General features: G+C 71.8%; 24 protein-coding genes. 11 read left to right on the top strand and 13 right to left on the bottom strand.

Features of this window, described 5'->3' with window-relative positions; genetic code table 11:
* Positions 1-66 precede the first annotated feature (66 nt).
* From ACLIBK_RS02585 to ACLIBK_RS02575, 3 genes are all read left to right on the top strand, one after another.
* Positions 67-768, top strand: a complete 702-nt coding sequence (locus ACLIBK_RS02585) for a lipid-binding SYLF domain-containing protein (RefSeq protein ID WP_415385653.1) — start codon at positions 67-69, stop codon at positions 766-768.
* A gap of 112 nt (positions 769-880) precedes the next feature.
* Positions 881-2059 (top strand): thiolase domain-containing protein, encoded by a 1179-nt coding sequence (locus ACLIBK_RS02580; protein WP_415385652.1) that lies wholly within the window; start codon positions 881-883, stop codon positions 2057-2059.
* Between the two features lie 3 nt (positions 2060-2062).
* A complete protein-coding gene (locus ACLIBK_RS02575; RefSeq protein ID WP_415385651.1) occupies positions 2063-2473 on the top strand; it encodes a Zn-ribbon domain-containing OB-fold protein in 411 nt (136 codons plus the stop codon).
* A 31-nt stretch (positions 2474-2504) separates the two neighbouring features.
* Here the strand turns inward: ACLIBK_RS02575 and ACLIBK_RS02570 are convergent, their stop codons facing one another.
* On the bottom strand, positions 2505-3329 hold the full coding sequence (locus ACLIBK_RS02570; RefSeq protein ID WP_415385650.1) for an SPFH domain-containing protein: 825 nt from the start codon (positions 3327-3329) through the stop codon (positions 2505-2507).
* A gap of 208 nt (positions 3330-3537) precedes the next feature.
* Here ACLIBK_RS02570 and ACLIBK_RS02565 point away from each other — a divergent pair, with 208 nt between their 5' ends.
* From ACLIBK_RS02565 to ACLIBK_RS02545, 5 genes are all read left to right on the top strand, one after another.
* Entirely contained in the window at positions 3538-3837 is a 300-nt protein-coding gene (locus ACLIBK_RS02565; protein WP_415385649.1) for a hypothetical protein, read from the top strand.
* A gap of 177 nt (positions 3838-4014) precedes the next feature.
* Positions 4015-5490: a protein adenylyltransferase SelO gene (locus tag ACLIBK_RS02560; RefSeq protein ID WP_415385648.1), complete on the top strand. Its 1476-nt coding sequence runs from the start codon at positions 4015-4017 to the stop codon at positions 5488-5490.
* Between the two features lie 181 nt (positions 5491-5671).
* Entirely contained in the window at positions 5672-6451 is a 780-nt protein-coding gene (locus ACLIBK_RS02555; protein ID WP_415385647.1) for a hypothetical protein, read from the top strand.
* A complete protein-coding gene (locus ACLIBK_RS02550; protein WP_415385646.1) occupies positions 6448-6843 on the top strand; it encodes a phage holin family protein in 396 nt (131 codons plus the stop codon). Before ACLIBK_RS02555 ends, ACLIBK_RS02550 begins: the two co-directional genes overlap by 4 nt.
* On the top strand, positions 6840-7931 hold the full coding sequence (locus tag ACLIBK_RS02545; protein ID WP_415385645.1) for a DUF3618 domain-containing protein: 1092 nt from the start codon (positions 6840-6842) through the stop codon (positions 7929-7931). Before ACLIBK_RS02550 ends, ACLIBK_RS02545 begins: the two co-directional genes overlap by 4 nt.
* Before the next feature lie 152 nt (positions 7932-8083).
* On the opposite strand, the gene ACLIBK_RS02540 is transcribed toward ACLIBK_RS02545, so the two are convergent.
* The 3 genes from ACLIBK_RS02540 to ACLIBK_RS02530 form a co-directional block, all read right to left on the bottom strand.
* Entirely contained in the window at positions 8084-9739 is a 1656-nt protein-coding gene (locus tag ACLIBK_RS02540; protein WP_415385644.1) for an FAD-dependent monooxygenase, read from the bottom strand.
* 293 nt (positions 9740-10032) lie between these two features.
* Complete coding sequence (locus ACLIBK_RS02535; RefSeq protein WP_415385643.1) at positions 10033-10764, bottom strand: class II aldolase/adducin family protein; 732 nt, start codon at positions 10762-10764, stop codon at positions 10033-10035.
* A gap of 152 nt (positions 10765-10916) precedes the next feature.
* Positions 10917-11639: an IclR family transcriptional regulator gene (locus ACLIBK_RS02530; protein WP_415385642.1), complete on the bottom strand. Its 723-nt coding sequence runs from the start codon at positions 11637-11639 to the stop codon at positions 10917-10919.
* 262 nt (positions 11640-11901) lie between these two features.
* On the opposite strand from ACLIBK_RS02530, the gene ACLIBK_RS02525 reads away from it, so the two are divergent.
* Positions 11902-12882: a Bug family tripartite tricarboxylate transporter substrate binding protein gene (locus ACLIBK_RS02525; RefSeq protein WP_415385641.1), complete on the top strand. Its 981-nt coding sequence runs from the start codon at positions 11902-11904 to the stop codon at positions 12880-12882.
* A 168-nt stretch (positions 12883-13050) separates the two neighbouring features.
* Here the strand turns inward: ACLIBK_RS02525 and ACLIBK_RS02520 are convergent, their stop codons facing one another.
* The 8 genes from ACLIBK_RS02520 to ACLIBK_RS02485 all read right to left on the bottom strand — a co-directional run bounded on the left by ACLIBK_RS02520 (position 13051) and on the right by ACLIBK_RS02485 (position 21844).
* Positions 13051-13893, bottom strand: a complete 843-nt coding sequence (locus tag ACLIBK_RS02520; RefSeq protein ID WP_415385640.1) for an ABC transporter permease — start codon at positions 13891-13893, stop codon at positions 13051-13053.
* A gap of 6 nt (positions 13894-13899) precedes the next feature.
* Positions 13900-14814: an ABC transporter permease gene (locus tag ACLIBK_RS02515; RefSeq protein ID WP_415385639.1), complete on the bottom strand. Its 915-nt coding sequence runs from the start codon at positions 14812-14814 to the stop codon at positions 13900-13902.
* The gene (locus tag ACLIBK_RS02510; protein ID WP_415385638.1) at positions 14811-15887 is read right to left on the bottom strand and encodes an ABC transporter ATP-binding protein; all 1077 of its coding nucleotides are present in this window, start codon (positions 15885-15887) and stop codon (positions 14811-14813) included. The genes ACLIBK_RS02515 and ACLIBK_RS02510 overlap by 4 nt, the downstream gene beginning before the upstream one ends.
* A 31-nt stretch (positions 15888-15918) precedes the next feature.
* Entirely contained in the window at positions 15919-17097 is a 1179-nt protein-coding gene (locus ACLIBK_RS02505; protein ID WP_415385637.1) for an extracellular solute-binding protein, read from the bottom strand.
* Positions 17098-17198: 101 nt separating this feature from the next.
* Positions 17199-17918 (bottom strand): ribonuclease activity regulator RraA, encoded by a 720-nt coding sequence (locus ACLIBK_RS02500; protein ID WP_415385636.1) that lies wholly within the window; start codon positions 17916-17918, stop codon positions 17199-17201.
* Between the two features lie 23 nt (positions 17919-17941).
* Positions 17942-19738, bottom strand: a complete 1797-nt coding sequence (gene araD, locus ACLIBK_RS02495) for an L-arabinonate dehydratase (protein WP_415385635.1) — start codon at positions 19736-19738, stop codon at positions 17942-17944.
* A 26-nt stretch (positions 19739-19764) separates the two neighbouring features.
* Positions 19765-20742 carry a 2-hydroxyacid dehydrogenase gene (locus ACLIBK_RS02490; protein ID WP_415385634.1) on the bottom strand — a complete coding sequence of 326 codons (978 nt, stop codon included), beginning with the start codon at positions 20740-20742 and terminating at the stop codon, positions 19765-19767.
* 118 nt (positions 20743-20860) lie between these two features.
* The gene (locus ACLIBK_RS02485) at positions 20861-21844 is read right to left on the bottom strand and encodes a Bug family tripartite tricarboxylate transporter substrate binding protein (RefSeq protein ID WP_415385633.1); all 984 of its coding nucleotides are present in this window, start codon (positions 21842-21844) and stop codon (positions 20861-20863) included.
* A gap of 73 nt (positions 21845-21917) precedes the next feature.
* Between ACLIBK_RS02485 and ACLIBK_RS02480 the strand changes: the two genes are divergently transcribed.
* Positions 21918-22628 carry a GntR family transcriptional regulator gene (locus tag ACLIBK_RS02480; protein ID WP_415385632.1) on the top strand — a complete coding sequence of 237 codons (711 nt, stop codon included), beginning with the start codon at positions 21918-21920 and terminating at the stop codon, positions 22626-22628.
* Positions 22625-23554 (top strand): dihydrodipicolinate synthase family protein, encoded by a 930-nt coding sequence (locus tag ACLIBK_RS02475; protein ID WP_415385631.1) that lies wholly within the window; start codon positions 22625-22627, stop codon positions 23552-23554. Before ACLIBK_RS02480 ends, ACLIBK_RS02475 begins: the two co-directional genes overlap by 4 nt.
* Before the next feature lie 20 nt (positions 23555-23574).
* On the opposite strand, the gene ACLIBK_RS02470 is transcribed toward ACLIBK_RS02475, so the two are convergent.
* On the bottom strand, positions 23575-24720 hold the full coding sequence (locus ACLIBK_RS02470; protein ID WP_415385630.1) for a helix-turn-helix transcriptional regulator: 1146 nt from the start codon (positions 24718-24720) through the stop codon (positions 23575-23577).
* Between the last annotated feature and the right edge of the window lie 105 nt (positions 24721-24825).

Genomic DNA, 24825 nt, shown 5'->3' with positions numbered 1-24825 from the left:
TGGGGTAGAAGCGGGGCGGGGGATGGCCAAAACCGCCCCCGCACAAGGGTTTGGGGGATGATACTCATGCGACGCGCGATGTTGCTGCTGGCGGGTGCTGCGGCCCTTTGCGGCTCCCTCCTGCCGGGACGGGCATGGGCGCAGGCGGAGGAGCAGGCGCTGGTGGACCGCGCCACCCTGACCGTGCAGGAGATGCTCGGCGTCGGCGACCCCAACATCCTGCGCGACGCCCAGGACGCGGCCCGGCGGGCGCGGGCGGCGATGATCTGCCCCCGCGTGTTCCGCGCCGGCTTCCTGATCGGCGGCCAGGGCGGGCCCTGCGTGCTGGTGGCGCGCGACGGCGCCGGGTCCTGGTCCGGCCCGGCCTTCTACGGCATGGGCGCCGGGTCCATCGGGCTGCAGATCGGCATCCAGGACATGCAGATCCTGATGCTGATCATGACCGACCGCGGCCTGCGCGCGATCATGGAGAACCAGTTCAAGCTGGGCGCTGATGCCTCCGTCGCGGTGGCCACGATCGGCGGCGGCATCAACGGGTCGACGACCTCGGCCGTGGGGGCGGATGTTGTGGCCTATGCGCGGTCGCGCGGGCTGTTCCTGGGCATCGCGCTGGAAGGCTCGATCTTCACCCGCGATGCCGAGAGCAACCGGAACTACTACGGCCGCGACGTGGTGGCGCGGCAGATCGTGGTGGAGATGCAGGCCTACAACCCCGGCTCCGACCCGCTGCGCGCCGCGCTGATGCAGCATTCCGCCCGGGCGAACTGAGGCGCCGCGCACAGGGGGGCGGCCTTGCGCGATCCGGCCCCGATGCCGTTAGCTCCCGGCCGGATTCGGCTCGCCATGCGGCGCCGGTAAACGGGGGCGGGGAGGAACAGGGGTGGCGCGGTCCAGGGCCTACGTCATGGGAGCCTATGAGCACCCGCTGCGCCATGCCGGCGACCGCTCGCTGATGCAGCTACATGCGGAGGTCGCGGCGGGCGCCCTGGCCGATGCGGGCCTGAGCAAGGACGACGTGGACGGCTTCTTCTGTGCCGGCGACGTGCCGGGCTGGGAAGCGCCGGGCACCGGGCCCTTTTCCATCGTGGACTATCTCGGGCTGCGGCTGCGGCACCTGGACACCACGGAGTCCTGGGGGTCGGCCTACATCAACCACGTGTCGCACGCGGCGGACGCCATCGCCGCCGGCCGCTGCCGCGTGGCGCTGATCACGCTCGCAGGGCGGCCACGCGCGGACGGGCTGGCCACCGGCACGGCCGTGCGCAGCGGCAGCACGGCGGCGGAAGCGCCGTTCGAGGAACCCTACCGGCCCGTGGTCACCAGCATGTACGCCATGTGCGCGGCCCGGCACATGCACCAGTACGGCACCACCTCCGAGCAGCTCGCCTGGATCAAGGTGGCGGCGTCGCACCACGCGCAGCACAACCCGCACGCCATGCTGCGCGACGTCGTGACGGTGGAGGACGTGCTGAACTCGCCGATGATCGCCGACCCGCTGCACCGGCTGGACTGCTGCGTGATCTCGGACGGCGGCGGGGCGCTGGTGGTGGTGCACCCGGATATCGCCCGCTCGCTGAAGCGGCCGCTGGTGGGCGTGCGCGGCTCCGGCTACGCGATCAAGCACCAGATGGGCGGGGATGTGGACCTGACCTTCTCGGGCGCCGCCTGGTCGGGGCCTGCGGCCTTCGCCGAGGCCGGGGTAACGCCTGATGACATCAAGTACGCCTCCATCTACGACAGCTTCACGGTCACCGTGCTGATCCAGCTGGAAGACCTCGGCTTCTGCGCCAAGGGGGAGGGTGGCCGCTTCGTGGCCGACGGCAACCTGATCTCCGGCGTCGGCAAGCTGCCCTTCAACACGGATGGCGGGGGCTTGTGCAACAACCACCCGGCCAACCGTGGCGGCATGACCAAGGTGATCGAGGCGGTGCGGCAGCTGCGCGGGGAGGCACACCCGGCGGTGCAGGTGCCCAACTGCGACCTCGCCCTGGCGCACGGCACGGGCGGGCAGCTCGGCTCGCGCCACGGCAGCGCCACCCTCGTGCTGGAGCGGGAGTGAACCATGGCAGCCCCCACCGACGAGAAGACCGCCGCCATCGACCCTGAGCTGGCGCCGTATTTCGAGGGCGCCGCGGCCGGCGTGCTGCGCGTGAAGCAGTGCGGCGCGTGCAGTCGCTTCTTCACCTATCCGCGCAAGTTCTGCCCCTTCTGCTTCAGCGACGACACGCATTGGCGCGACGCCTCGGGGCGCGGGACGATCTATTCCTGCAGCGTGCTGCGGCGCACGCGCGAGCCCTACTGCATCGCCTACGTGACGCTGGAAGAAGGGCCGACGATGCTGAGCAACATCGTGGACTGCGACCTGGACGCGCTGCGCATCGGCCAGCCCGTGCGGGCCGTGTTCCGCCCCGCGGGGGACGGCAAGGTGGTGCCCTTCTTCACCGCCGCCCCCGGGGATGCCGCGCCCGGCTGAGGCGGGGCTGCCGGACGAGCGCGCGGACGGATCACGGCGCGGCGGCGGCGCGCTGCTCGGAGCGCGGCGGGGCGACGTTGCCGGGCGTGTCGTTGTTGCCGGCCAGGTTCGGCATGGTGCCGCGGCCGTCCCAGCGGCGGATGCGCTCTAGCTCCAGCGCGTTGGGGTTGGTCGAGGTCAGGGCCGGGGAGCCGGCCACGGAGGCCGCCCGCGCCTTGCCCAGCTCGCGTTCCGCCACGACCTGCCGGTAGCTGTCGCCCGGCTCCAGCCCGGTGACGGCGAAGGACACCACCTCCACCCGGAGCAGCGCGCGGGCGCGGTTCTTCAGCTCCTCCGTCAGGGCGGCCTGGAGCTCGGCGTTGCGGTGGATGATGTCGTCCATGGCGTAGCGGCCCAGCACGGCCTGCACGGAACTCGCCATCAGCGCCTGCATCACCTCGGTCTGGCTGCGGATATGGGCGAAGCGCCAGCGCAGGTCGGCCTCGTTGCCCTCGTGCCAGAAAGCGACGCCGAGCAGCGTCAGCGGATGCCCCTCGGCGCTCAGCCCGGGCATGGCGCGGCTGGCGGCGGAGCGGTCGGAGGCGAGCAGCGCCGTGTCGTAGGCGGTTCGGGTGTGGGTCCAGGGGTTGATGAAGCCGACCTGGCCGGGGCCGAAGATGCCCGTCACCTCACCGCCGCGGCTGACCACCACCATCTGCGCCGTGCCCGGCCGCACCACGACGGCGCGTTCCACCGCCATCCAGGCCAGCGCCGCCACCACCAGCCCCACCAGGGCGATCGCCACCCGGGAGCGCCGGGGCGAGATCTTCCGTTCCGTGTCGGAGGCCTGCGGGGCGGGAGTGTCGTCGCTGCTCATTCCGGGTTCCGGTCATTGTGGCGCGGCAGGATGCCTCACATTGGCGGCATTTCGAAGGCGTGCGGGTGAGGGAGCCAGCCGCGCGTGGCGGGCCGAGCGGCATCCATCACGGTTCCGTGAGTTCCGGCCTGCCGGGGAAATGCGGTGCAGAACCGCACGGACCCGAGAGGTAGGGTGTGGATAAAACCCGCGCCGGGAGGAGCAAACCATGAAACAACTGGTCCCGAGCGGCCACGAGGAATGGCAGGATCGCGCCGTGGCGGCGGTCCACACCGCGAGCTATGCCCTGAACCACCGGTTGAGCCACCTGGCCCTGGCCGGTGCCCGGGAAGCCGCCCGCGCCGCCCTGCTGGCCCTGGCCGCCAAGACCCCGCGGCCTACCGGGTCCGACGTGGCGCGGTTGCAGGAGCTGGCTTCCGCCTCCGCCGACCATCTCGCCGGCCGCCCGGCGGAAAGGGATGCCATGATCCGCGCCAGCCTGTCGGCAGTGACCCGGCTGATCCAGTAGCGCGCCGGGTGGCCTCGGTGCCGCGGTGTTGTTCCGCGGTGCCTTGTTCTCGCGCGGCGATGGGCCGATCTCCGCGGCGCCATCGTCGCGCCGCAGCCGTGCGGGAAGGCGGCACACCGGGCCGGTCCGGCCGCCGCCCGGCACGCCGCGGCGCGATCCAGTTCGGGGACCCTTCGCATGCCTCTCGGCTTCCGCTTCGACAACAGCTACGCGCGCCTGCCGGAGCGGTTCTTCGAGCCCTGCCTGCCGACGCCGGTGGCCGCGCCGCGGCTGGTGCGGGTCAATGCCGCGCTGGCCGACACGCTGGGGCTGGACGCCGCCGCGCTGGCGGGGCCGGAGGGCGTGGCGGTGCTGGCGGGCAACCGCGTGCCGGAAGGCGCCGCGCCGATCGCGCTGGCCTATGCCGGGCACCAGTTCGGGCAGTTCGTGCCGCGGCTGGGCGACGGCCGCGCCGTGCTGCTGGGCGAGGTGGTCGGGCGCGACGGGCTGCGGCGTGACATCCAGTTGAAGGGGTCCGGGCCGACGCCGTTTTCCCGCCGCGGCGACGGCCGCGCCGCGCTGGGGCCGGTGCTGCGCGAATACCTCGTGAGCGAGGCGATGGCGGCGCTGGGGCTGCCCACCACCCGGGCGCTGGCCGCGGTGACCACGGGCGAGGTGGTGCAGCGCGAGGAAGCGCGGCCCGGCGGCGTGCTGACGCGCGTCGCGGCGAGCCACCTGCGCGTCGGCACCTTCCAGTTCTTCGCCGCCCAGGGGGACGTGGAGGGCGTGCGGACCTTGGCCGACTACGCCATCGCCCGCCACTACCCGGAGCTGGCCGGGGCGGAGCACCCGTATCGCGCGCTGCTGGAAGCGGTGGTGGCGCGGCAGGCGGACCTCGTGGCGCGCTGGCTGCTGATCGGCTTCGTGCACGGCGTGATGAACACCGACAACACCGCGATCTCCGGCGAGACCATCGATTTCGGGCCCTGCGCCTTCATGGAGGCCTACGACCCCGGCACGGTGTTCAGCTCCATCGACTATGCCGGGCGCTACAGCTACGGCAACCAGCCGCGCGTGGCGCAGTGGAACCTGGCGCGGCTGGCGGAAACCCTGCTGCCGCTGCTGGCTGCGGAGGAGGAGCCGGCGGTCGCGATGGCGCAGGAGGTGCTGGCCGGTTTCGGCCCGCGCTTCGAGGCCGCCTATGGCGGCGGGCTGGCGCGCAAGATCGGCCTGGGCACGGCCCGCGAGGGCGACGGGCCGCTGGTGCAGGACCTGCTGCGGCGCATGGCGGAGAACGGGGCCGATTTCACGCTGCTGTTCCGCAGCCTGGGCGATGCCGCGATGGAGCCGGAGGCCGCCGGGGCGCGGGCGCTGTTCGCGGATCCCGCCGCCTTCGACGGCTGGGCGGAAGGCTGGCGCCGCCGCCTGGCGGAGGAACCCGGGGGGGCGGAAGCGAGCCGCGCGGCCATGCTGCGGGTGAACCCCGCGGTGATCCCGCGCAACCACTTGGTGGAGGCGGCGATCGACGCGGCGGTGGAGCGGCAGGATTTCACGTCCTTCGAGGCGCTGCTGGACGCGCTGTCGCGGCCTTTCGACCACCGCCCGGGCCTGGAGCGCTTCACCCTGCCGGCGAAGCCCGAGGAGCGGGTTCTGCAAACCTTCTGCGGCACCTGAAGGACGGGCCGGACGGCGCCGCCATCCGTCACGTATCCGACAGGAATGCCGGGCCGCCCACCGCGCGGCAGCGCATCGCGGGGGCGGGTGGCCCGGGCGGTCCCAACCAAACCGCTGCCCAGCAGTTCTTCTGCCACGGCGCGAGGGGTTCAACCGCCCGCGCACCAGCAGGAGGCACGCGATGAGCCACGAAACGGGAGCCTCGCCTCCCTCACGCGATCCGCTCGGTCAGGTCCGCGACGACGCCCAGGCCATTGCCGCCGCGGTCCGGACCCGCACCAGCGAGGCCGTGGACGGCATCCAGGGCAAGGTGGCCGGGGCGACGGAGGAGGTGAAGGCGCAGGGCGCCGAGATCCTCGGCACGGCGCGCGAACGCGCTGAGGGGATCGTGGAGGACGGCAAGGCGGCCGGGGCCGAGCAGGCCTCGGGCTTCGCCAGGGCGATCCGCCATGCCGCCGACGACCTGGAGGGTTCCTCGCCGGAAGTGGCGCGGCACGTCCGGGCGGCGGCGGATTCCGTGCAGGGCATCTCCGCGGCGCTGCGCGACCGCACGGCCGGGCAGTTGTTCCAGGACGTGGCGGATTTCGCGCGGCGGCAGCCGGCGGCCTTTTTCGGTGCCGCGGCCCTGGCGGGCTTCGCCCTGGCGCGCTTCGCCAAGAGCTCGACCGACGGCGTCGCGGGCGGGTCGGGCCACGCGTCCGGCCCGGGCAGCGCGGCGATCAACCCCAATGCCGCGCCCGGCTGGGTGCCGGACAGTCGCGGCCACACGGCGCGGCCGGCCACCACCGCGGCGGCGAGCCTCGGCGGCGCCGTGGCGCACCGCGCGGGCGACGCGGCGCCGGGCAGCATGCCCACGGCATCGACGGACGTGACGCCGCCGGCCGGCACGGCGACGCCGCCCGCTTCCGGCGGCCATCAGTCCAGCCCGGTGCCGAACGAGCGCACGGGAACGCCGCTGTGAGCGGCGACGCCAACCGGTCCATCCCGGACCTGCTTGGGGATCTGGTGGACCAGACCTCGACGCTGGTACGCAAGGAGGTCCAGCTGGCCCGGGCCGAGCTGGGCGAGAAGGTGTCGCATGTCGGCGCCGCCGGGACGTCGCTGGGGCTGGGCGGGGCGCTGTTGCTGGGATCGCTGATCCTGCTGCTGTTCGCGGCCGCCGCCTTCCTGGTGCAGTTCCTGACGCTGTCCTGGGGCGTGTCCTACCTGATCGTGGCCGTGGTCGCGGGCGTGATCGGGTATTCCGTGCTGCGCGGCGGCGTGAGCCAGCTGAAGGCTTCCAACCTTTCACCCGACCGGACGATCGCGCAGCTGTCGCGCGACGCCGAGGTCGCCAAGGAGCAGGTGCGATGAGCGGGACCAGCATGGATCCGGGCGAGAAATCCGCCGCGCAGATCGAGGGCGAGGTCGAGCAGACCCGAGCCAACGTGTCCGGCACGCTGGACGCCCTGCGGGCCAAGCTGGCGCCCAGCCAGATGATGGACCAGGTGGTGGAACAGATCAGCGACTACGCGCGGGGTTCGGGCGGCACCGAGTTCATGCGCAACCTCGGCACCTCCGTGCGGGAGAACCCGCTGCCGGTGGCGCTGATCGGCGCGGGGATCGCCTGGCTGCTGCTGTCCAAGGGTGGCTCCGCCGGCGGCACGGCTTCGGTGGGGACCAGCACGGGCCACCGGCTGCAGCCGACGCCGCAGATCGGCTCCACCCGGCCGGGGCTGGCCGACACCGCCGCGGAGATGGCGGGGTCGGCGCGGGTGCGCATTTCCGGTGCGATGGACGCCACGCAAGAGCGGGTGGGCCAGGCGGCCGGCGCGGTCAGCGGCGCGGCCTCGCAGGCCGCGGCCGCGGTGGGCGACGTGGCCTCGCAGGTGGCGCAGGCGGGGTCGGACCTCGCCGGGCGCGCGTCCGAGGCGGCGGGCAGCCTGGTGCAGAGCGTGGCCGCGCTGGGCCACGACGCGCGTGACGCGGCGCAGGGCGGTGCGGTGGCGGTGCGCGACCGCGTGTCTTCCGCCGCGCAGGGCACCGGCATGCTGGACGGGCTGGCCCAGGCGCAGCCGCTGCTGTTCGGGGCGCTGGGCCTCGCGCTAGGCGCGGCGCTGGGCGCGGCGCTGCCGCGCACCCGGGCCGAGGACGAGCTGATGGGCGAGGCCCGCGACGAGCTGGCGGAGCGCGTCGGCGCGGCGGCCCGCGACGGCTACGAGGGCGTCCGCTCGGCGGCAGGCGAGCAGCTGCAGCGCGCCAAGGAAGCCGTGGCCAACACTTACGCCGAAGCCAAGGACAAGCTGGACCAGGGTGGCCTGTCCAGCCTGGGCGACACGCTGGGCAAGGCGGCGGGCGACGTGTCCCGGGCTGCGGGCGAAGCGTTGCAGGGCGTGGCGGAAGGCGCCAAGCGCGGCATCGCCGAGGCCGGGCAGCCGCCGGAGCGTCCTGCCGGCCGGTAGCAGCACCGCCGGGTCCGGCTTCGCGCCGGGCCCGCAGGGGAAAGCGCGGCGGCCGGAACCGGGGTGAAAGCACCCGGTTCCGGCCGTTGCCGTTCCGGTCCCCGGCCGGCCCGGGAATCAGGGCCGGGTGGCGCGGCGGACGGCGCGCGTGGTCAGTGCGCCGGGGCCGCCGCGACGGCCTGGGCCGAGGCGCTTCGCGCCATCGCTGCGTGGCCGGTCGCGGTGGCGGCGAGCTGGCGGAGGTCGTCGGGCAGGTGCTGGCCGCGCCACACCACGTGCATGTCCGGGCGCAGCAGGATCAGATCGTGGCCGTAGATGTCCCGCGCTGCCTCGTCCCGCACTTCCAGCGCGGCGAAGGGGGCGCCGAGGGCGGAGAATTCCCGCGCCAGGCCGGTGCCATCCTGCGCCACGCCGCCCAGGCGCAGCAGCGTGTAGCCCGTGCCGATCAGGTCCTGCATCGCCGTGCCGTCCGCCAGCCAGGCATGCGGCAGGCGGGCGCCCGGATAGGTGCTGGGGGTGTAGCGGCGGTAGTCGTGTTCCGGCGGCTCGCTGTCCTCGCGGATGAGGATGGGGGATTCGATGTAGCGGTAGCCCAGCTCGGCGCCGATCATCTCGTTGGTCTTGCGCTGTTCCACGTCGGCGACGCGGGCGAGGTTGGCGCGGACCTCCGCGCCCTCCGGCGTGTCGTCGCGCAGGTTCGGCTTCCACATGGAACGCCAGGCCCGCCGCCCGCGCGAGGCGTAGCGCGAGGCGGCGACGTTGTGCTCGCCGACCTGCCGGCGCTCGATGGCGTAGGAGCGCAGCAGCTCCGGCCCGCCCCAGCCCTGCAGCGTGCCGGCCAGCTTCCAGCTGAGGTCGATGGCGTCGCCGACGCCGGTGTTCATGCCCAGGCCGCCGGTGGGGATCACGAGGTGGCAGGCATCGCCGGCCAGGAACACGCGGCCGTCGCCGTAGCGGTCGGCCAGCAGCAGGTGCTGCGTCCACTGGCCGACATGCAGCATCTCGTACTGCACGGGCATGGCCACCGTCTTCTCGAACATGGTGCGCATGTCGTCGTCGGTGTCGACCACGGAGTGCAGGGTGAAGTGGCGCGTGTCGTCCTGCACGATCAGGAAGGTCGCCTGCCCGTCGGCCACGTGGTAGTGCCGGCCCTTGCCGATGGGGATGCGGGCGAAGAGCTCGGGGCAGTGGTACAGCGCCTGCCGCAGCTTGAGCAGGTTGCCGTCGCCGTTCAGCGCGATGCCCAGCGACTTGCGCACGATGCTGGAGCCGCCGTCGCAGCCGGCCATGAAGGCGGCGCGGATGGTGTCGGTGCTGCCGTCGGCGCGGCGGATCTCGGCACTGACGCCGCCGGCATCCTGGGTGAAGCCCACCAGTTCGTGGCCGAAGCGGACATCCACGGTGGGCAGCTTGTCCGCCACCGACTTCAGCAGCGGTTCCAGCGTGTACTGCGAGATCAGCTGATAGGCTTCCAGCGGCAGCGTGCCGTCATTGCTGGAGGCGATCTCCGCCTGCGCCTCGGCCACCGAAGGGTAGGGCAGGTGCAGCAGCGGCGGCTCCACCACGGAGGTGACGATGAACACGTCCATCGGCACGTCGCGCGGGAAGCCGGCGGCGCGGATGCGCTCCGACAGGCCGAGGCGGCGGTAGATCTCCATGGTGCGGGCGTTGCACCGCTCCATCTTCGGCCAACGGGCCGGGGCGGGCTTCTGCTCGATCAGCGTGCAGCGGATGCCGCGCAGGCCCAGGTCGATGGCCAGGGTCAGGCCGGTGGGGCCGGCGCCGACGATGAGAACCTGCGTGTCCATGCTGCGAAACGTCCCTGCCCGGAAAGGGCCCGCGAAGGAGTGGGGCGGCGGGCCGGGCACTCGATCCCATCCCGGCAGGGCTGCTGTCAATGCAAAATGCCGTAAAATCCTGCATGGTGGGATTTTACCGGTGTAGGCGCGACCCGACAGGCGGGAAAAGCTGCGCATGCAGGGCATGGTGCCCGGGGGCGGCACGCCGGAAGCGTTTCGCGAACAGATGTCGCGCGACATGCGCTACGGAGCCGGGGTGATCCGCGAAGCAAGATCACCGCCGATGGAGCCGGCCCGGGCGCTCACTCCGGGGCTACGGCGATCCCGGCGCGGCGGCACCAGTAATCCCAGGCGCGGCCGTAGCCCTCGCCGGGCTTGCCGTGGCTGAGGCGCTCGTTGATCTGCGCGATCTCGCCAGGGGACAGGAAGGTGACCTCGCCCATGCGGCTGGCCTGCATCTGCAGGTTGGCGTTCACCTCCAGGTAAACGGCCGTATAGACCGCTTCCTTGATGGAACGGCCGGCGACGGTGGAGCCGTGGCCGCGCATCAGGGCGGCGTTGCCGTCGGCCAGGGTGCAGGCGAGGTCGCGGCCCATGGCCATGTTCGACACCAGCAGGGTGGTGTCGCCGAAAACGCGGCGTGCGTCCCAGACCGGCACCTCGGCGCCGATGGTGGCGCAGGAGTGCATGATCGGGCGGATGCGCTGGCCCACCACGCTGAAAGGCACCACGGAGCGGCTGTGGCTGTGCACCACGGACTGCACCTCGGGGCGCTTCTCGTAGATGGCGCCGTGGATGAAGCGCTCCAGGTAGGGCTTGGCGCCGTGCGGGTCGACGGGCGTGCCGTCCAGCTCAAACTCCAGGATGTCCGCGGCCTCGATCAGTTCCGGCGAGCGGGCGCGGGACAGGAGGTAGCGGCCGGGGTTGTCGGGGTGGCGGACGCTGACATGGCCGAAGGCGTCCACCACGCCCTCGGCGGCCAGGATGCGGTTCGCTGCCACCAGCTCGGCCACGAGGGCCTCCGGAAGGGCCATGGTGCTTCCTCCTTTGCCCGGCATGGCGGCCGGAACGCTGTTGCCGCGACCCGGCCCGGACGGGTGGGGAGCGCCGGCCGGTACGGGCCGCGCTGGGTGTTGCGCGGGGGAATGTCCGGCGTCAAGTCCCAGGATGTGGGACGGGGCTAGTCTTAGCCCGCCAGCGTCTTGTTCACGATCCCGGCGCAGAAGGTCACGCGCTCGGCGATGCGGGCGGTTTCGTCCGGCGAAAGGCCGGTGCGGCCCAGCGTCACGCTGAGGCTGCCCAGCACCTCGCCGCGGCTGTCGGACAGGGCGGCGGCGATGCCGGTGACGCCGGGGGTGACCTGGCCTTCCGTGACGTCCCAGCCGCGCTGGCGGATGGCGCGCAGGGCGGCCCGCAGGGGTTGCAGGGCGGTGGGGAGTCCGGACTCCGCCAGGGCCTCGGCCTGGCTGGTCTGCAGGCGGGCGATCGCCGGGCCGGGCAGGTGCGCCAGGATCACCCGCGAGGCGGCGCCGCGAAACAGCGGCCGCGCCAGGCCGCGTTCGTAGGTGCTGCGAAAGGCGTTGGTGCCGCGCTCCTGGTGGACGCAGAGCACGCGGTCGCCGTAGCGGCGGCACAGCAGGGCGATGCCCGCGGTGGCCTGGGCCAGTTCCGCCATCACCGGGCGGCTGGCGGTGATCAGCGGGTCGTGCTGCCGCATGCGATAGTCGAGTTCGGTGATGCGCGGGCCGATGCTGAAGCCGGCTTCCGGGCTGGAGGCCACCAGCCCCGCATCGGTCAGGATCTTGAGGTAGCGGTACAGGGTGGAGCGGGTGAAGCCGAGCCGGCCGTGCAGCGCGTCGAAGCCCAGCGGGGCGCTGTTCTCGCCCAGCACGTCGAGGATGCGGAGCATCTTGCGGGGGCTGGTTTCCGTTTCCGTCACGGCGAAGCCACCCGCCGGGCCGAGGCTGGCGTGGGATCACGAACGGCCTGGACCCCGGCTTCTAGTCGCACCATACTGGATTTCGCCCCATCTGCCTTCCGTCGCCGTGCCTGGCCCACCGGTCGCCTTCCTAGCAGGACCGGTTTCCGGACGGCACCCGGCCGGGGGGACGGGAAAGAAGGCCCGGCAGTCCCGCCGCTGCGGGAACCGGGCGCAGGAGGAAAACACCGCCATGCCGCATCGCCGGAGCCTGCTCGGGGCCGCCGCGCTTCCCTTCCTCGCGCCGCTGGTGCGTCCGGCCGCGGCGCAGGCGCCCTGGCGTCCGGACGGGCCGGTGAGCTTCATCGTCCCCTACACGCCCGGCACGGCGCAGGACGTGATGGCGCGGCTGCTGTCGCCGGCGCTGGGCGAGAGCCTGGGACAGGCGGTGGTGGTGGACAACCGCGCCGGTGCTAGCGGGCTGATCGGCACGCAGTTCGTGTCGCGCGCGGCCCCGGACGGGCGGACGCTGATGATCCAGGGCGTACCCTTCGCCATGAGCCCGCCGCTGATGCCGAGCCTGCCCTACGACCCCGCCAGGAGCTTCACCCCGATCATCCGGCTGGCCGAGGGCCACGTGGTGCTGGCGGTGCGGCCGGACCTGCCGGCCCGCGACCTCGGGGCCTTCGTGGCGCTGGCAAAGGCCAAGCCGGGGGATCTGGACTACGCCTCGCCCGGCAACGGCACGGCGCAGCACATGACCATGGCGCTGTTCAACCTCGCCGCGGGGATCGAGCTGAACCACGTGCCGTATCGCGGCACCGCGCCGGCGGTGCAGGACCTGATCGGGCAGCGGCTGGCGGCGATGATGCTGCCGGTGGCGGTGGCGCTGCCGCTGGCGCGGGCGGGACAGGTGCGGCTGCTGGCGATCGGCAGCGACACCCGATCCGCCGAGCTGCCCGACGTGCCGACCCTGGCCGAGAGCGGCTATCCCCGGGCCAGCGTGACGCTGTGGTACGGCATCTTCGGCCCGGCCGGCCTGCCCGCCCCGGTGGCCGGGCGGCTGAACGAGGTGCTGAACGCCTGGCTGGCGCGGCCGGACACGCGAAACGTGCTGCACGGCCAGGGTCTGATCCCCGGCGGCGGCACGCCGGGCGAGTTCAACACGCTGGTGCAGGGGGAACTGGTGCGCTGGGCCGGCGTGGTGCGCGAGGCCCGCATCACCGCGGACTGAGCGGTGGAGCCCAGTGGGAGCAAGCCGGGGGGAAGTATCCCCCCGGACCCCCTTCTATTTTCGGGAGTTTGAGGGTGCCGCGAAGGGCACCCCTAACTCCCGAAAGAAGGAGGGGGGCTGGGGGAGTTCACTCCCCCGGCCTTTCCCGTCTGCCCAGGTCCGGCCGCCTCAGTGCTGCGAAGGCTGCTTGGCGCGGGCCACGATCTGCGTCGGGCTGACGAAGCGCAGGGCGATCAGCAGCCAGACCAGCGTGGTGATCATGTAGATCACCGCCATCGCGTCCACCGACTGCGTCGCCCGTACCCCGGCCGCGAAGACCGAGTAGTAGAGCGCCACCACCAGAGTCTGGCTGCCCGGGCCCGCGGTGAGGAACGTCAGCTCGAACATCGCGATGGTGCGCACCAGCACCAGCAGCAGCGCCGCCAGCACGCCGGGCAGCAGGATCGGCGTCAGGACGTGCAGGAACAGCTGAAAGGTGTTGGCGCCGAAGACGCGAGCCGCGGCCTCGATGCGCGGGTCCACCTGCTCGATGAAGGGGATCATCACCAGCACCACGAAGGGCACGGTGGGCACGAGGTTGGCCAGCACCACGCCCGCCATCGTGCCGCCCAGGCCGGACTGGTACAGCACGGTGGCCATCGGGATGCCGTAGGTGATGGGCGGCACCAGCAGCGGCAGCAGGAAGAGCAGCATCAGCAGCCGCTTGCCCGGGAAGTCCCGCCGCGCCATGGCGTAGGCCGCCGGGACGCCGAGCAGCCCTGCCAGCAACACCACGGCGAAGACCACCTGGAAGGTGACGGTGAGGACGTCGCCGAGCTGGAACTCCTCCCAGGCGGAGAAGTACCAGCGCGTGGTCCAGCCGGCCGGCAACCAGGTGCCGATCCAGCGGGTGGCGAAGGAGTTGGTCACCACCGATCCGATCAGCCCGAACAGGTTCAGCACGAAGAAGCCGACCAGCAGCCAGAGGGCGGCGGCCCAGAGGCGGGTGGAAACGCTGGGATTGCTGTTCATGGTTGCTCAGCCCTTCGTGCCGCCGACGGGGCCACGGTAGAAGAGTTGCCGTCCCGCGAGCACGGCGGCCACCACCGCCAGCTGCGTCGCGCCCATCACCATCGCGACCGCCGAGGCGAGGGAATAATCGTATTCCTCGAAGGCGGCCTGGTAGGCGGCGATGGAGATCACCCGCGTGGTGCCGGCCGGTTCGCCCACCAGCACGGCGGAGGGGAACACCGAGTAGGCCTGCACGAAGCTGAGGCAGAAGGTGATCGCCAGCCCGGGGGCCAGCAGCGGCAGCATCACGTTGGTGAAGCGCTCGCGCGGGCCGGCGCCCAGCGTCGCCGCCGCCTGTTCCAGCGCCGGGTCCACGCCGGTGACGTAGGACAGTGTGAGGAGGAAGGTGAAGGGGAAGCCGGTGATCAGCAGCGACAGGAAGACGCCGATGTAGTTGTTGGTCAGCTTCACCGGGCCGGACAGGATGCCGAGGGACATCAGCGTGCGGCTGAACCAGCCCTGGGCGCCGAAGTAGAACAGCATGCCTTCCGCCACCAGCACGGTGCCCAGCGTGATCGGCAGGATCAGGATGGTGGTCAGCAGGCGCTGGTGCCGCAGCAGCCGCACCCGGAAGGCGATGGGAATGGCCAGCAGCAGGTTCAGCAGCGTCACCGGCACCGCGAGGCGCATGGTGGTCCAGATGGTGTCGTAGAGGTAGGGGTCGCTGAAGAAGCGAGCGTAGTTGCCCAAGGTGCTGCCGTCCTTGGGACTGAAGGATAGGAAGAAGCCGTACAGGAACGGGTAAAGGAACAGCCCGGCCAGCATGAGGGCGGCGGGCAGCACCAGCAGCGTCACCCCGTCCAGCCCGCGCGCGGCGAGGCGCAGGCCGAGGGAGGGGCGCTCCGCCGCGGGGAGGGGCGTGTGCTCGGCGACGGCGCTCATGCGCGGGCCTCCGGGAACACCAGGGCGCGCCTGGGATCGGCGGCGAGGCGCACGGGGGCACCCACCGCCACCGGCTCCTCGGAGCGGAAGAAGAGTTCCAGCCCGCCCGGGCCGGCGGCGAGGCCGTGGAACTCGCGGCCGCGGTACTCGATGGCCTGCACGGTGGCGGGCACGCCGGGGGCGGCGGCGTCGGCGGTGGCGGACAGGTCGTCCGGGCGCACGGCGATCACCGCGTCGCCGGGCAGCGCGTCGCGCGCCGTGCCGGTGAGCACCGCGCCCTCGCCCATGTCGAGGGTGACGAGGTCGCCTTGGCGGTTTACCACGCGGCCGGGCAGGCGGTTGCGGTAGCCCATGAAGTCCGCGACATCGAGGTGCGCGGGGCGGGCATAGAGCTCCTCCGGCGTGCCGGTCTGGCGGATCTCGCCGTCGCGCATCACCACGATGCGGTCGGCCAGGGACAGCGCCTCTTCCTGGTCGTGGGTGACGTAGATGGTGGTGGCGCCGAGCCGGTCGTGGATGCGGCGGATGTCGGCGCGCATCTCCAGCCGCAGCTTGGCGTCAAGGTTGGAGAGCGGCTCGTCCATCAGGATCAGCGGCGGCTCGATCACGATGGCCCGTGCGATGGCGACGCGCTGCTGCTGCCCGCCCGAGAGCTGGCCGGGCAGCTTCTCCGCCTGCGCCTGGAGGCGCACCATGGTCAGCGCCTCGTCGATGCGGCGCGCCGCCTCGGCGCGGGGGACGTTGCGCATCTTGAGGCCGAAGCCGACGTTGCGGCGGACGCTCATGTGCGGAAACAGCGCGTAGCTCTGGAACACCATGCCGAAGCCGCGCTGTTCCGGGCGCAGCGTGTCGACGCGGCGCTCATCCAGCCAGATGCGGCCGCCGGTGATCGGCAGCAGCCCGGCCAGGCAGTTCAGCGCCGTGGTCTTGCCGCAGCCGGAAGGGCCGAGCAGGGCGATGAACTCGCCCTGCTCGATGCGGAGGTCGATCCCCTTCAGGGCGCTCAGCGTGCCGAAGTCGCGGCGTATTCCTTCCAGGCGCAGTTCCCGGAACGGAGCGGAATGAATGGCCATGGAAGTTCGTCCTGAAAGGGGCGTGCGTTCTTTAGCGGGACCGGCGGGCGCCGATCTCCTCGTCCCAGCGCCGGAAGGCGATGACGAGCTTGTCGGGATCGAGCGGCAGTTCCTGCGGGTTGTCGGCGATCAGGCGGTCGTATTCCGGACGGCCGAACTCGCGGATCGCGTCCTGGCTTTCCTTGGGCGCCATGTCCAGCGTCACGCCCTGCACGGCCGGGCCGGGATAGAAGTAGCCCTCGTCAAAGGTGTAGGCCTGGCTTTCCTTGGTCAGCAGGTGTGAGGTCAGGTCCAGCAGCACCGCGAGGCGTTCGTCGCTGACGCCCTTGGGGATCACGAGGTAATGCGCGTCCGCCACCCAGCGGAAGTTGCGCAGCGTGGTCACCGCCGCTTCCTTGGGCACGATGCCGAGGACGCGCGGGTTGATGTCCCAGCCGGTGGTGGTCACCACGATGTCGCGCGTGCCCTCGCCGAGTTCCTTCATCACCACGGCGGTGCCGCTGGGATAGTTCTCGACGTACTGGCCGATCTCGCGCAGGAAGCTCCAGGTCTTGCTCCAGCCGTTCACCGGGTCCTTCGGGTCGCTGTCACCGAGGATGTAGGGCAGGCCCATCAGGAAGGTGCGGCCGGGGCCGGAATTGGCGGGGCGGGCGTAGGAGAAGCGGTTGGGGTTCTGCTTCGCCCAGGCCAGCAGCTCCTCGGCGCTGGTGGGGGGCGTGCGGACCTTGTTCGGCATGTATTCCAGCAGCGGGCCGGAGGGGTAGTAAGACACCACCACGCCGAAGCCGCGCGCCAGACCCTGCATGCGCCAGGCGGTTTCCTGGTAAATGCCCTGCAGGTTGGGCAGCTTGCTGGCATGCGCCGTGGTCAGCTCGGTCCACAGGTTCTGCTCGAGCCCGGCGGAGAGCGCGTCGGTGCCGACGATCACCATGTCGATGTCGACGCGGCGCGCGTCCTGCTGTGCCTTGATCTTGCCCGGCACTTCCGGCGAGGGCGCCTTGGTGAACACCATGCGGGACACCATTTCCGGCTTGGTGCGGCGGTAGTTGTCGAAGGCGCGTTGCGTCAGCGCGAGGTTGCCGGCGGCGTCGATGATGTTGAGGGTCAGCGGGCTGCGCGGGCGCGGCACCTGGGCGAGGGCCGGCAGGCCGGAGGCTGCCAGGGCGGCGGTGGTGCCCGCCAGCACGCTGCGCCGGGAGAAGCTGTTCATTCGTTCCGTTTCCTCGTTGTGTGTGTTGTCCCGGTGTCGCCGGGCCGATGAGCGGAACCCTTTCGCGAGGCGGCGTCCGCGCCGCCCGCGCCGGTTCCTCGCTAGCGCCCGTTGGCGGCCCGCCAGTTCTGGAAGACCTGCAGGTTGCCCTCGTCGGTCGGGGGATAGAGGCCCAGGATGGACTGGCCGCCGCGCACGCGCTCGGCGACGAAATCCTCGAAGGCCGTCATCTCCACCGCTTCCGCCGCGATCGCGTCGGCGATGTTGGCGGGGATGATGATCACGCCGTCATTGTCGCCCACCACCACGTCGCCGGGAAACACCGGCGCGTCGCCGCAGCCGATCGGCACGTTGATGTCGATGGCCTGGTTCAGCGTCAGGTTGGTGGGGGCGGAGGGGCGCTGGTGAAAGGCGGGGATGTCCAGCGTCGCGATCTCCGCCGCATCACGGAAGCCGCCATCCGTCACCACGCCGGCCACGCCGCGCACCATCAGCCGCGTCACCAGGATAGAGCCGGCGGAGGCGGCGCGGGCGTCCTTGCGGCTGTCCATCACCATCACCGCGCCGGGCGGGCATTGTTCCACGGCGGCGCGCTGCGGGTGGCTGCGGTCGCGGAACACCTCCAGGCCGTTCAGGTCCTCGCGCGCCGGCATGTAGCGCAGGGTGAAGGCCTCCCCGACCATGCTTTCCTTGCGGGGGCTGAGCGGCTGCACGTCCTGGATGAACTGGCTGCGCAGCCCGCGCTTGAACAGCGCAGTGGCCAGCGTCGCCGTGCTGACGGTCTTGAGCTTGTCCCGGGTTTCGGGGCTGAGCGTGGGCATGGTTTCTCGGCGCTCCGGTGCGGTCAGTAGATCACGGGTTCGGACACGGGCGCACCGAAATCCGTGCGCAGGAAATCGAAGTCGCAGCCCTCGTTGGCCTGCTGGATGTGCTGGGTGAAGACCCAGCCGTAGCCGCGCTCGAAGCGCTTTTCGGGCGCCTTCCATTCGGCGCGGCGGCGCGCCAGCTCCTCGTCGGAAACTTCCATGCGGATGGAGCGCGCTTCCACGTCCACGGTCACGATGTCGCCGGTGCGCAGCAGCGCCAGCGGGCCGCCGATGTAGCTTTCGGGGGCCACGTGCAGCACGCAGGCGCCGTAGGAGGTGCCGCTCATGCGCGCGTCGGACATGCGCATCATGTCGCGCAGGCCCATCTTCAGCAGCTTCTTGGGCATCGGCAGCATGCCCCATTCCGGCATACCCGGCCCGCCCTGCGGCCCGGCATTGCGCAACACCATCACCGTGTCGGGGGTGAAGGGGTACTCCTCGTCGTCCACCGCCTTCTTCATGGAGGGGTAGTCGTCGAACACCACGGCCGGGCCGGAATGCTTCAGGAAGCGCTGGTCCATCGCCGCGGGCTTGATGACGCAGCCGTCCGGCGCGAGGTTGCCCTTCAGCACCGCCAGCGAGCCCTGGCCGTAGATCGGGTCGGCGGTGGTGCGGATGACGTCGTCGTTGAAGACCTTCGCACCCTCGATGTTCTCGCCCAGCGTGCGGCCGGTGACGGTGAGGCAGTCCAGGTGCAGGTGCTCGCGGATGCGGTTCATCAGCCCGCGGATGCCACCGGCGTAGAAGAAGTCCTCCATCAGGTAGGTGTTGCCGGAGGGGCGGACGTTGCCGATCACCGGCACGCGGCGGGAAAAGCGCTCGAAGTCTTCCAGCCCGATATCCTGGCCGGCACGCCGTGCCATGGCGATCAGGTGGATGATGGCGTTGGTGGAGCAGCCCATCGCCATGGCCACCGCGATGGCGTTCTCGAAAGCCTCGCGCGTCTGGATCTTCTGCGGCGTCAGGTCTTCCCACACCATGTCCACGATGCGCCGCCCGGACTCCGAGGCGAGGCGGATATGGCCGGCATCGGCCGCGGGGATGGAGGAGCCGCCGGGCAGCACCATGCCCACGGATTCCGCGATGGCGGTCATGGTGGAAGCGGTGCCCATGGTCATGCAGGTGCCGTAGGAGCGCGCGATGCCGCCCTCCACGCCCAGCCAGTCCTGGTCGGTGATCTTGCCGGCGCGCAACTCGTCCCAGTACTTCCAGCTGTCGGAGCCCGAGCCCAGCACCTTGCCCTGCCAGTTGCCGCGCAGCATCGGGCCGGCGGGCAGGAAGATGCAGGGAATGTCCATGCTGGTGGCGCCCAGCAGCAGGCCCGGCGTGGTCTTGTCGCAGCCGCCCATCAGCACCGCCCCGTCCACGGGGTGGGAGCGCAGCAGCTCCTCACACTCCATGGCCAGGAAGTTGCGGTACATCATGGTGGTCGGCTTGACGAAGCTCTCGCTGACCGAAATCGCCGGTAGCTCCACGGGGAAGCCGCCCGCCATCAGGATGCCGCGCTTCACGTCCTCCACGCGCTGCTTGAAGTGCACGTGGCAGGGATTGAGGTCGGACCAGGTGTTGACGATCGCGATGACCGGCTTGCCCGTCCATTCCTCCGGGCTGTAGCCCATCTGCATGGCGCGCGAGCGGTGGCCGAAGGAGCGAAGGTCGGCGGGGCCGAACCAACGCGTCGAGCGCAGCTCGCCCGGTTGCTTACGCTTCGCCAGCGGCTGCGCAGGAATATCGCCGGGTTCCAGGGCGTCGGGGGGAAGGGGATCCTGGGGCATCGGAAGGTCCTGCGAAATCGCGTGTGTCAGACGGCGTCGGGCGGCGCGCGCCCGGCCAGCACGGCGGCGACGTTGTCCAGCGCGCGGAAGCCCATGGCATCGCGCGTCTCGACGGTGGCGCTGGCCACGTGCGGGGTGAGGAAGGTGTTGGGCAGTTCCGCCAGGCGCCGATCGAAGTCGGGCTCGGAGCGGAACACGTCGAGGCCGGCGGCAAAGAGCTGGCCGGATTGCAGCGCCTCGATCAGCGCGTCCTCGTCCACCAGGGAGCCGCGGGCGGCGTTCACGAACACCGCGCCCCGGGGCAGCAGGGCGAAGGTGTCGCGGTTCATCAGCGCGCCGGCTTGCGGGCTGGCCGGCAGGTGCAGCGACAGGATCTCGCTGCGCGGCAGCAGGTCTTCCAGCCGGGCCACGTATTCCGCGCCCGCTTCCAGTTCCGCCGGCAGGCGGTGGCGGTTGTGGTAGAGCACGCGCATGCCGAAGCCGCGTGCCCGCTGCGCCACGGCCTGGCCGATGCGGCCCATGCCAACGATGCCCAGGGTGCGGCCGGACACGCGCTGGCCCAGCAGGTCCGGCATGCCGTAGGGCTTGCGCCAGCCGTCGCGCATGATGGCCGCGTATTCGCTGGCGCGGCGGCAGGCGTTGATGATCAGCATCATCGTCAGGTCCGCCGTGCAATCCGTCAGCACGTCCGGGGCGTTGGTGACGAGGACGCCGCGGTCGCGGCAGGCGGCGACGTCCATGTGGTCGTAGCCGACGCTGGCATTGGCGATGACCCGCAGCCCGGGCGGCAATTCGGCGGCATGGGCGGCCGTCAGCTTCACCTTGGGGCCGGTGAACAGCGCCGGGACGTCCAGTTCGCGCAGCGCCCGCAGGGCTTCCTCCGCGTTCATGTCCTGCTCCACCACCACGGCGCCGAATTCGCGCCGGGCGCGTTCCGCCACCGCCGGCGGCACGCGGCGGGCTACCAGCAGCTGCGGCCGCGCCGCGGAACCGGCGCCGCTCACGGCTGCGACGCCCGGGGGAGGTGGGTGGGGCTGGACGGAACGGACATGCGGGTGCTCCTCGGCCTGTTGCTGCGGTCCGGTGTCAGTCCGTGCCGGGGCACGGTGCGTCCGGACGCGCTCAATCCAGGCTGATGTTGGCTTGCCGCGCCACGGCGCCCCAGCGCTCGGTTTCGCTGGCCACGAAGGCGCGGAAGGTATCGGGCGAATTGCCGACGGGGGTGATGCCGAGATCGGCGAAGCGGCTGGACACGCTGGGCTGGGCCAGGGCAGCCACGGCCTCGCGGTTCAGGCGCTCGATGATCGCGGGCGGGGTGTTGGCGGGGGCGAAAAAGCCGTGCCAGCTCAGGCTCTCGAAGCCCGGCACGCTCTCGGCGACCGTGGGGATGTCGGGCGCGGTGGGCGAGCGCTGCAGCGAGGTGACGCCGAGGATGCGCATCTTGCCTTCCCGCGCGAAGGGCCAGACGGAGGAGAAGTTGTCGAAGGCCATCGGCAGCTCGCCGCCCAGGATCGCCGTGGTGATCTGGGCGCTGCCGCGATAGGGCACGTGCTCGATCTGCGTGCCCGTCAGCTGCGCGAACAGCGTGCCGGCGAGGTGCACGGAGGTGCCGACACCGGAGGAGCCGTAGTTGATCTGCCCTGGCCGCTGCTTCAGCAGCGCTACCAGCTCGGGGATCGTGCGGGCGGGGAAGTTCTCGCCCACCGCCAGCGCGTTGGGCTGGGCGGCCAGCTGGGTGATCGGGGCGAAGTCGCGCAGGTTGTTGTAGGGGATGCGCGGATAGATCGCCGGGTTGATGGCGTGCGAGGAGATGGTGCCGAGGCAGATCGTGTAGCCGTCCGGCGTCGCCCGCGCGCAGGCTTCCGAGCCGAGGTTGCCGCCGGCCCCGGGGCGGTTCTCCACCACGAAGGGCTGGCCCATCGCCTTGCTCATCTCCTGGCTGACCAGGCGGGCGACGGTGTCGGAGGTGCCGGCGGAAAAGGGCACGATCACCCGGACCGGCTGCGTCGGATAGGCGCGGTTCTGGGCCAGGGCCGGCAGTGCTGCGGGCGCGAGGGCCAGGGACAGCAGGGCGGCGGCGACGCTGCGCTTGGTGAGATCCGGCATCCTCGGTTCCTCCTCAACCGGTGTTCGGCACCGGACGTTGATCGAAGGCTACCATCTGCTATAGCAGTCCGCAATGACCCAGTCCGCGGCCCCTCCGATCGAGCAGTTCGCCGCCGAGGAGCTGCTGTCCCTGGCCGAGCGGGCTTATCGGCGGCTGCGCGACGCCATCATGCGCGGTTCCCTGCCAGGGGGCAGCCGGATTTCGGAGCGCTCGCTGGGGCAGAGCCTGGGGATTTCCGCGCAGCCCGTGCGCGAGGCCCTGTGGCGCCTGGAGGCCGAGGGGATGGTGATCACCTCGCCCCGCCGCGGCACGGTGGTGGTGGAGTTCGATGCCAACAAGCTAGCGGAGATGAGCCAGATCCGCGCCGCGCTGGAAGGCAGCGTCGCGGCGCTGGCGGCCCGCAAGGCGACGGAGGCGGATGTTGCGGCGCTGCGCGCCCAACTGGTCGCCATGCGCGACGCCACGGGGGGCGGCGACATCGCCGCGGTGGCAGCTGCCAACGAACGCTTCCACGGCCTATTGCGGGAGGTGGCGGGCAACGTGTTCCTGACGCGCTCGCTGGAAACGCTGCGGGCCTATGACCACGTCGCGCGGCGGCGGACCCTGGCCAGCTCGCCGCGCGAGCCCGCCCAGGCACTGCGGGAACATGCCGCCCTGCTGGCGGCGCTGCGCCGCCGCGACCCCGAGCTCGCCGAGAACCGCATGCGGGCCCACGTGGACCGTTCCCTGCGGGCGGGCGGCGTGGCCGAGACTTCCCACCGTGAGAGGAAACAAACCCAATGAGCACCACGCGGCCGACCCTGCGGGAGAGCCTCAACGGCATCTCCGGCATCCTGGTGACGCCCTTCGACGCCGCCGACCGCCCGGTGCCGGCGCGGCTGGCGCCGATCGTGGACCGCGCCGTGCGCGCCGGCGTCCACGTGCTGGTGGCCAACGGCAACACCGGCGAGTTCTACGGCCTGACCACGGCCGAGGCGGAAGCCATGGTGCACGGTGCCGCCGAGCAGATCGCCGGCCGGGTGCCGCTGCTGGCGGGCGTGGGCCGCTCGATCGGCGATGCCTGCGCCCTGGCGCGCGCCTCGCACGCCGCGGGGGCCAGCGCGCTGATGGTGCACCAGCCGCCCGACCCCTTCGTGGCGCCGCGCGGGGTGGTGAGCTACGTGCAGCGCGTCGCGGAAGCGGGGCAGGGGCTGCCGGTGGTGCTGTACCTGCGCGACGATGGCATCGGCTTCGAGGCGATCGAGGCGCTGTGCAACCTGCCCGAGGTGGTTGGGGTGAAGTGGGCCAGCCCGACCCCGATGAAGCTGGCCGAGTCGATCCGCCGCACCGAGGGGCGCGACATCGCCTGGGTCGGCGGCCTGGCGGAAACCTGGGCGCCGCCCTTCTACGCCGTGGGCTCGCGCGGCTTCACCTCCGGCCTGATCAACGTGTGGCCGGAGCATTCGGTGGCGATCCACGCCGCGCTGGAAGCGGGCGACTATGCCAAGGCGGCGTCGCTGATCCGCACCATGGCGCCCTTCGAGGAACTGCGCGCCGAGGAGCGCAACGGCACCAACGTCACGGTGGTGAAGACCGCGCTGCAGCTGATGGGCGAGGATTGCGGCCCGACGCGGCCGCCCTCCGCCTGGCCGCTGGTGCCGCGCGCGGCGGAGGAGCTGCGGCGTTGCCTGGGCGAATGGGGCGTGACCCGCCCGGCCGCGGCGGAATAGCCGCCCCGCGCTGCGGCGCGTCAGACCGCCACGCGGCTGATCAGGGCGACGAGATCGGCCTGCCGCCGGCAGCCGGTCTTGCGCCGGATGCTGGCCAGGTGGGTGCGCGCGGTTTCCACCGACAGGCGCCGGGCAGTGGCGTAGCTGGCCAGGGTTTCGCCGCGGGTCAGGGCGACGGCCAGCGCCGCCTCGGCCGGGGTGAGGTCCAGCAGGTGACGCAGCAGCGCCGGGGAGGGCGTCGCGCGGTTGCCGGCATCGCTGACCAGCAGCATGGCCCCCGAGAAGCCGGCCAGGGCGCCGTGCTCGCCGCGGCGCAGCGGCAGGACCTGCACGATCCAGGGCGCGGCCTCGGACGGGCGGGAAATCGCGAGGCTGCCGTTCTCGTGCAGGAAGCGCAGCTGGCCGCGGGCGGCGGCCAGGGCGGCCGTGATCGCGTGCCGCAGGGCGCGGCGGGCGCGGGCAACGGGGCAGTACAACCCGTTGCGGTCCAGCACGAAGCCGTCGGCCTGGGCGGCCATGTCCCGCAGGGCGGCGTTGCTGAACAGCAGGCGCCCTTCTTCGGACAGCACCGCCACGCCCTGCCGCAGCGCGTCCAGCCCCGCCGTCGCCGCGGTGCCCTGCCCGGCGCCGGCGAAGAGCCGGGCCCGGGCGGCCAGGGCCCGGCGGAGATGCGGGTAGATGCCCTGCAGCAGCGCTTCCTCCCGCGGGCCGAAGGGTTCCCGGTCGCGGGAGCGATAGGCGGAGAAGCAGGAAGCGATGTCCCCGGGCACCTCGATCTTGGCGGTGAGGCAGTGGAAGGAGCCGACGCGCTTGCGGGTGAACTCGTTCCAGATCGGCGTACGGGCATAGTCGGGCGGCGGCAGCACGCGGGCAAGGTTCAGCACCCCCGGCCTGTGCTGCACGATCTGCCGCATGCGCACGTCCAGCTGCCACCAGTGCGCCTGGTATTCCGGGATCATGCCGCGGTCGACGTTCAGGCTGGCGAGCTCGTCGCCGTAGATCACGCCGCAGCCGTCGAAGCCGACGGTGTAGGTGATCTGCTGTTCCCCCCCGAGCAGGCGCGTGAGGTTCTCCAGCGGCTTCTCGGGGCTGCCATCGTCCAGCACCGCGGCGTAGAGCTCCAGCGCCAGGGCGTCGGGCGTCATGTCGGATGCGGCGGCACTCATTACGCGACTGTTATCGCGCGTCGCCGGTGGGGCCAAGCATCACCTTCGGCCGCTCGGGATCAAAGCGACCGATGCGCAGCCTCGCGTGGCCGTCATGCCGCAGTT

Source organism: Roseomonas sp. BN140053 (genome assembly GCF_047690175.1).
In the GTDB taxonomy this organism is placed as follows: Bacteria; Pseudomonadota; Alphaproteobacteria; order Acetobacterales; family Acetobacteraceae; genus Roseomonas.
The sequence above is the reverse complement of the archived record's forward strand: the minus strand, read 5'-3'. Positions and strand labels throughout refer to the sequence as shown.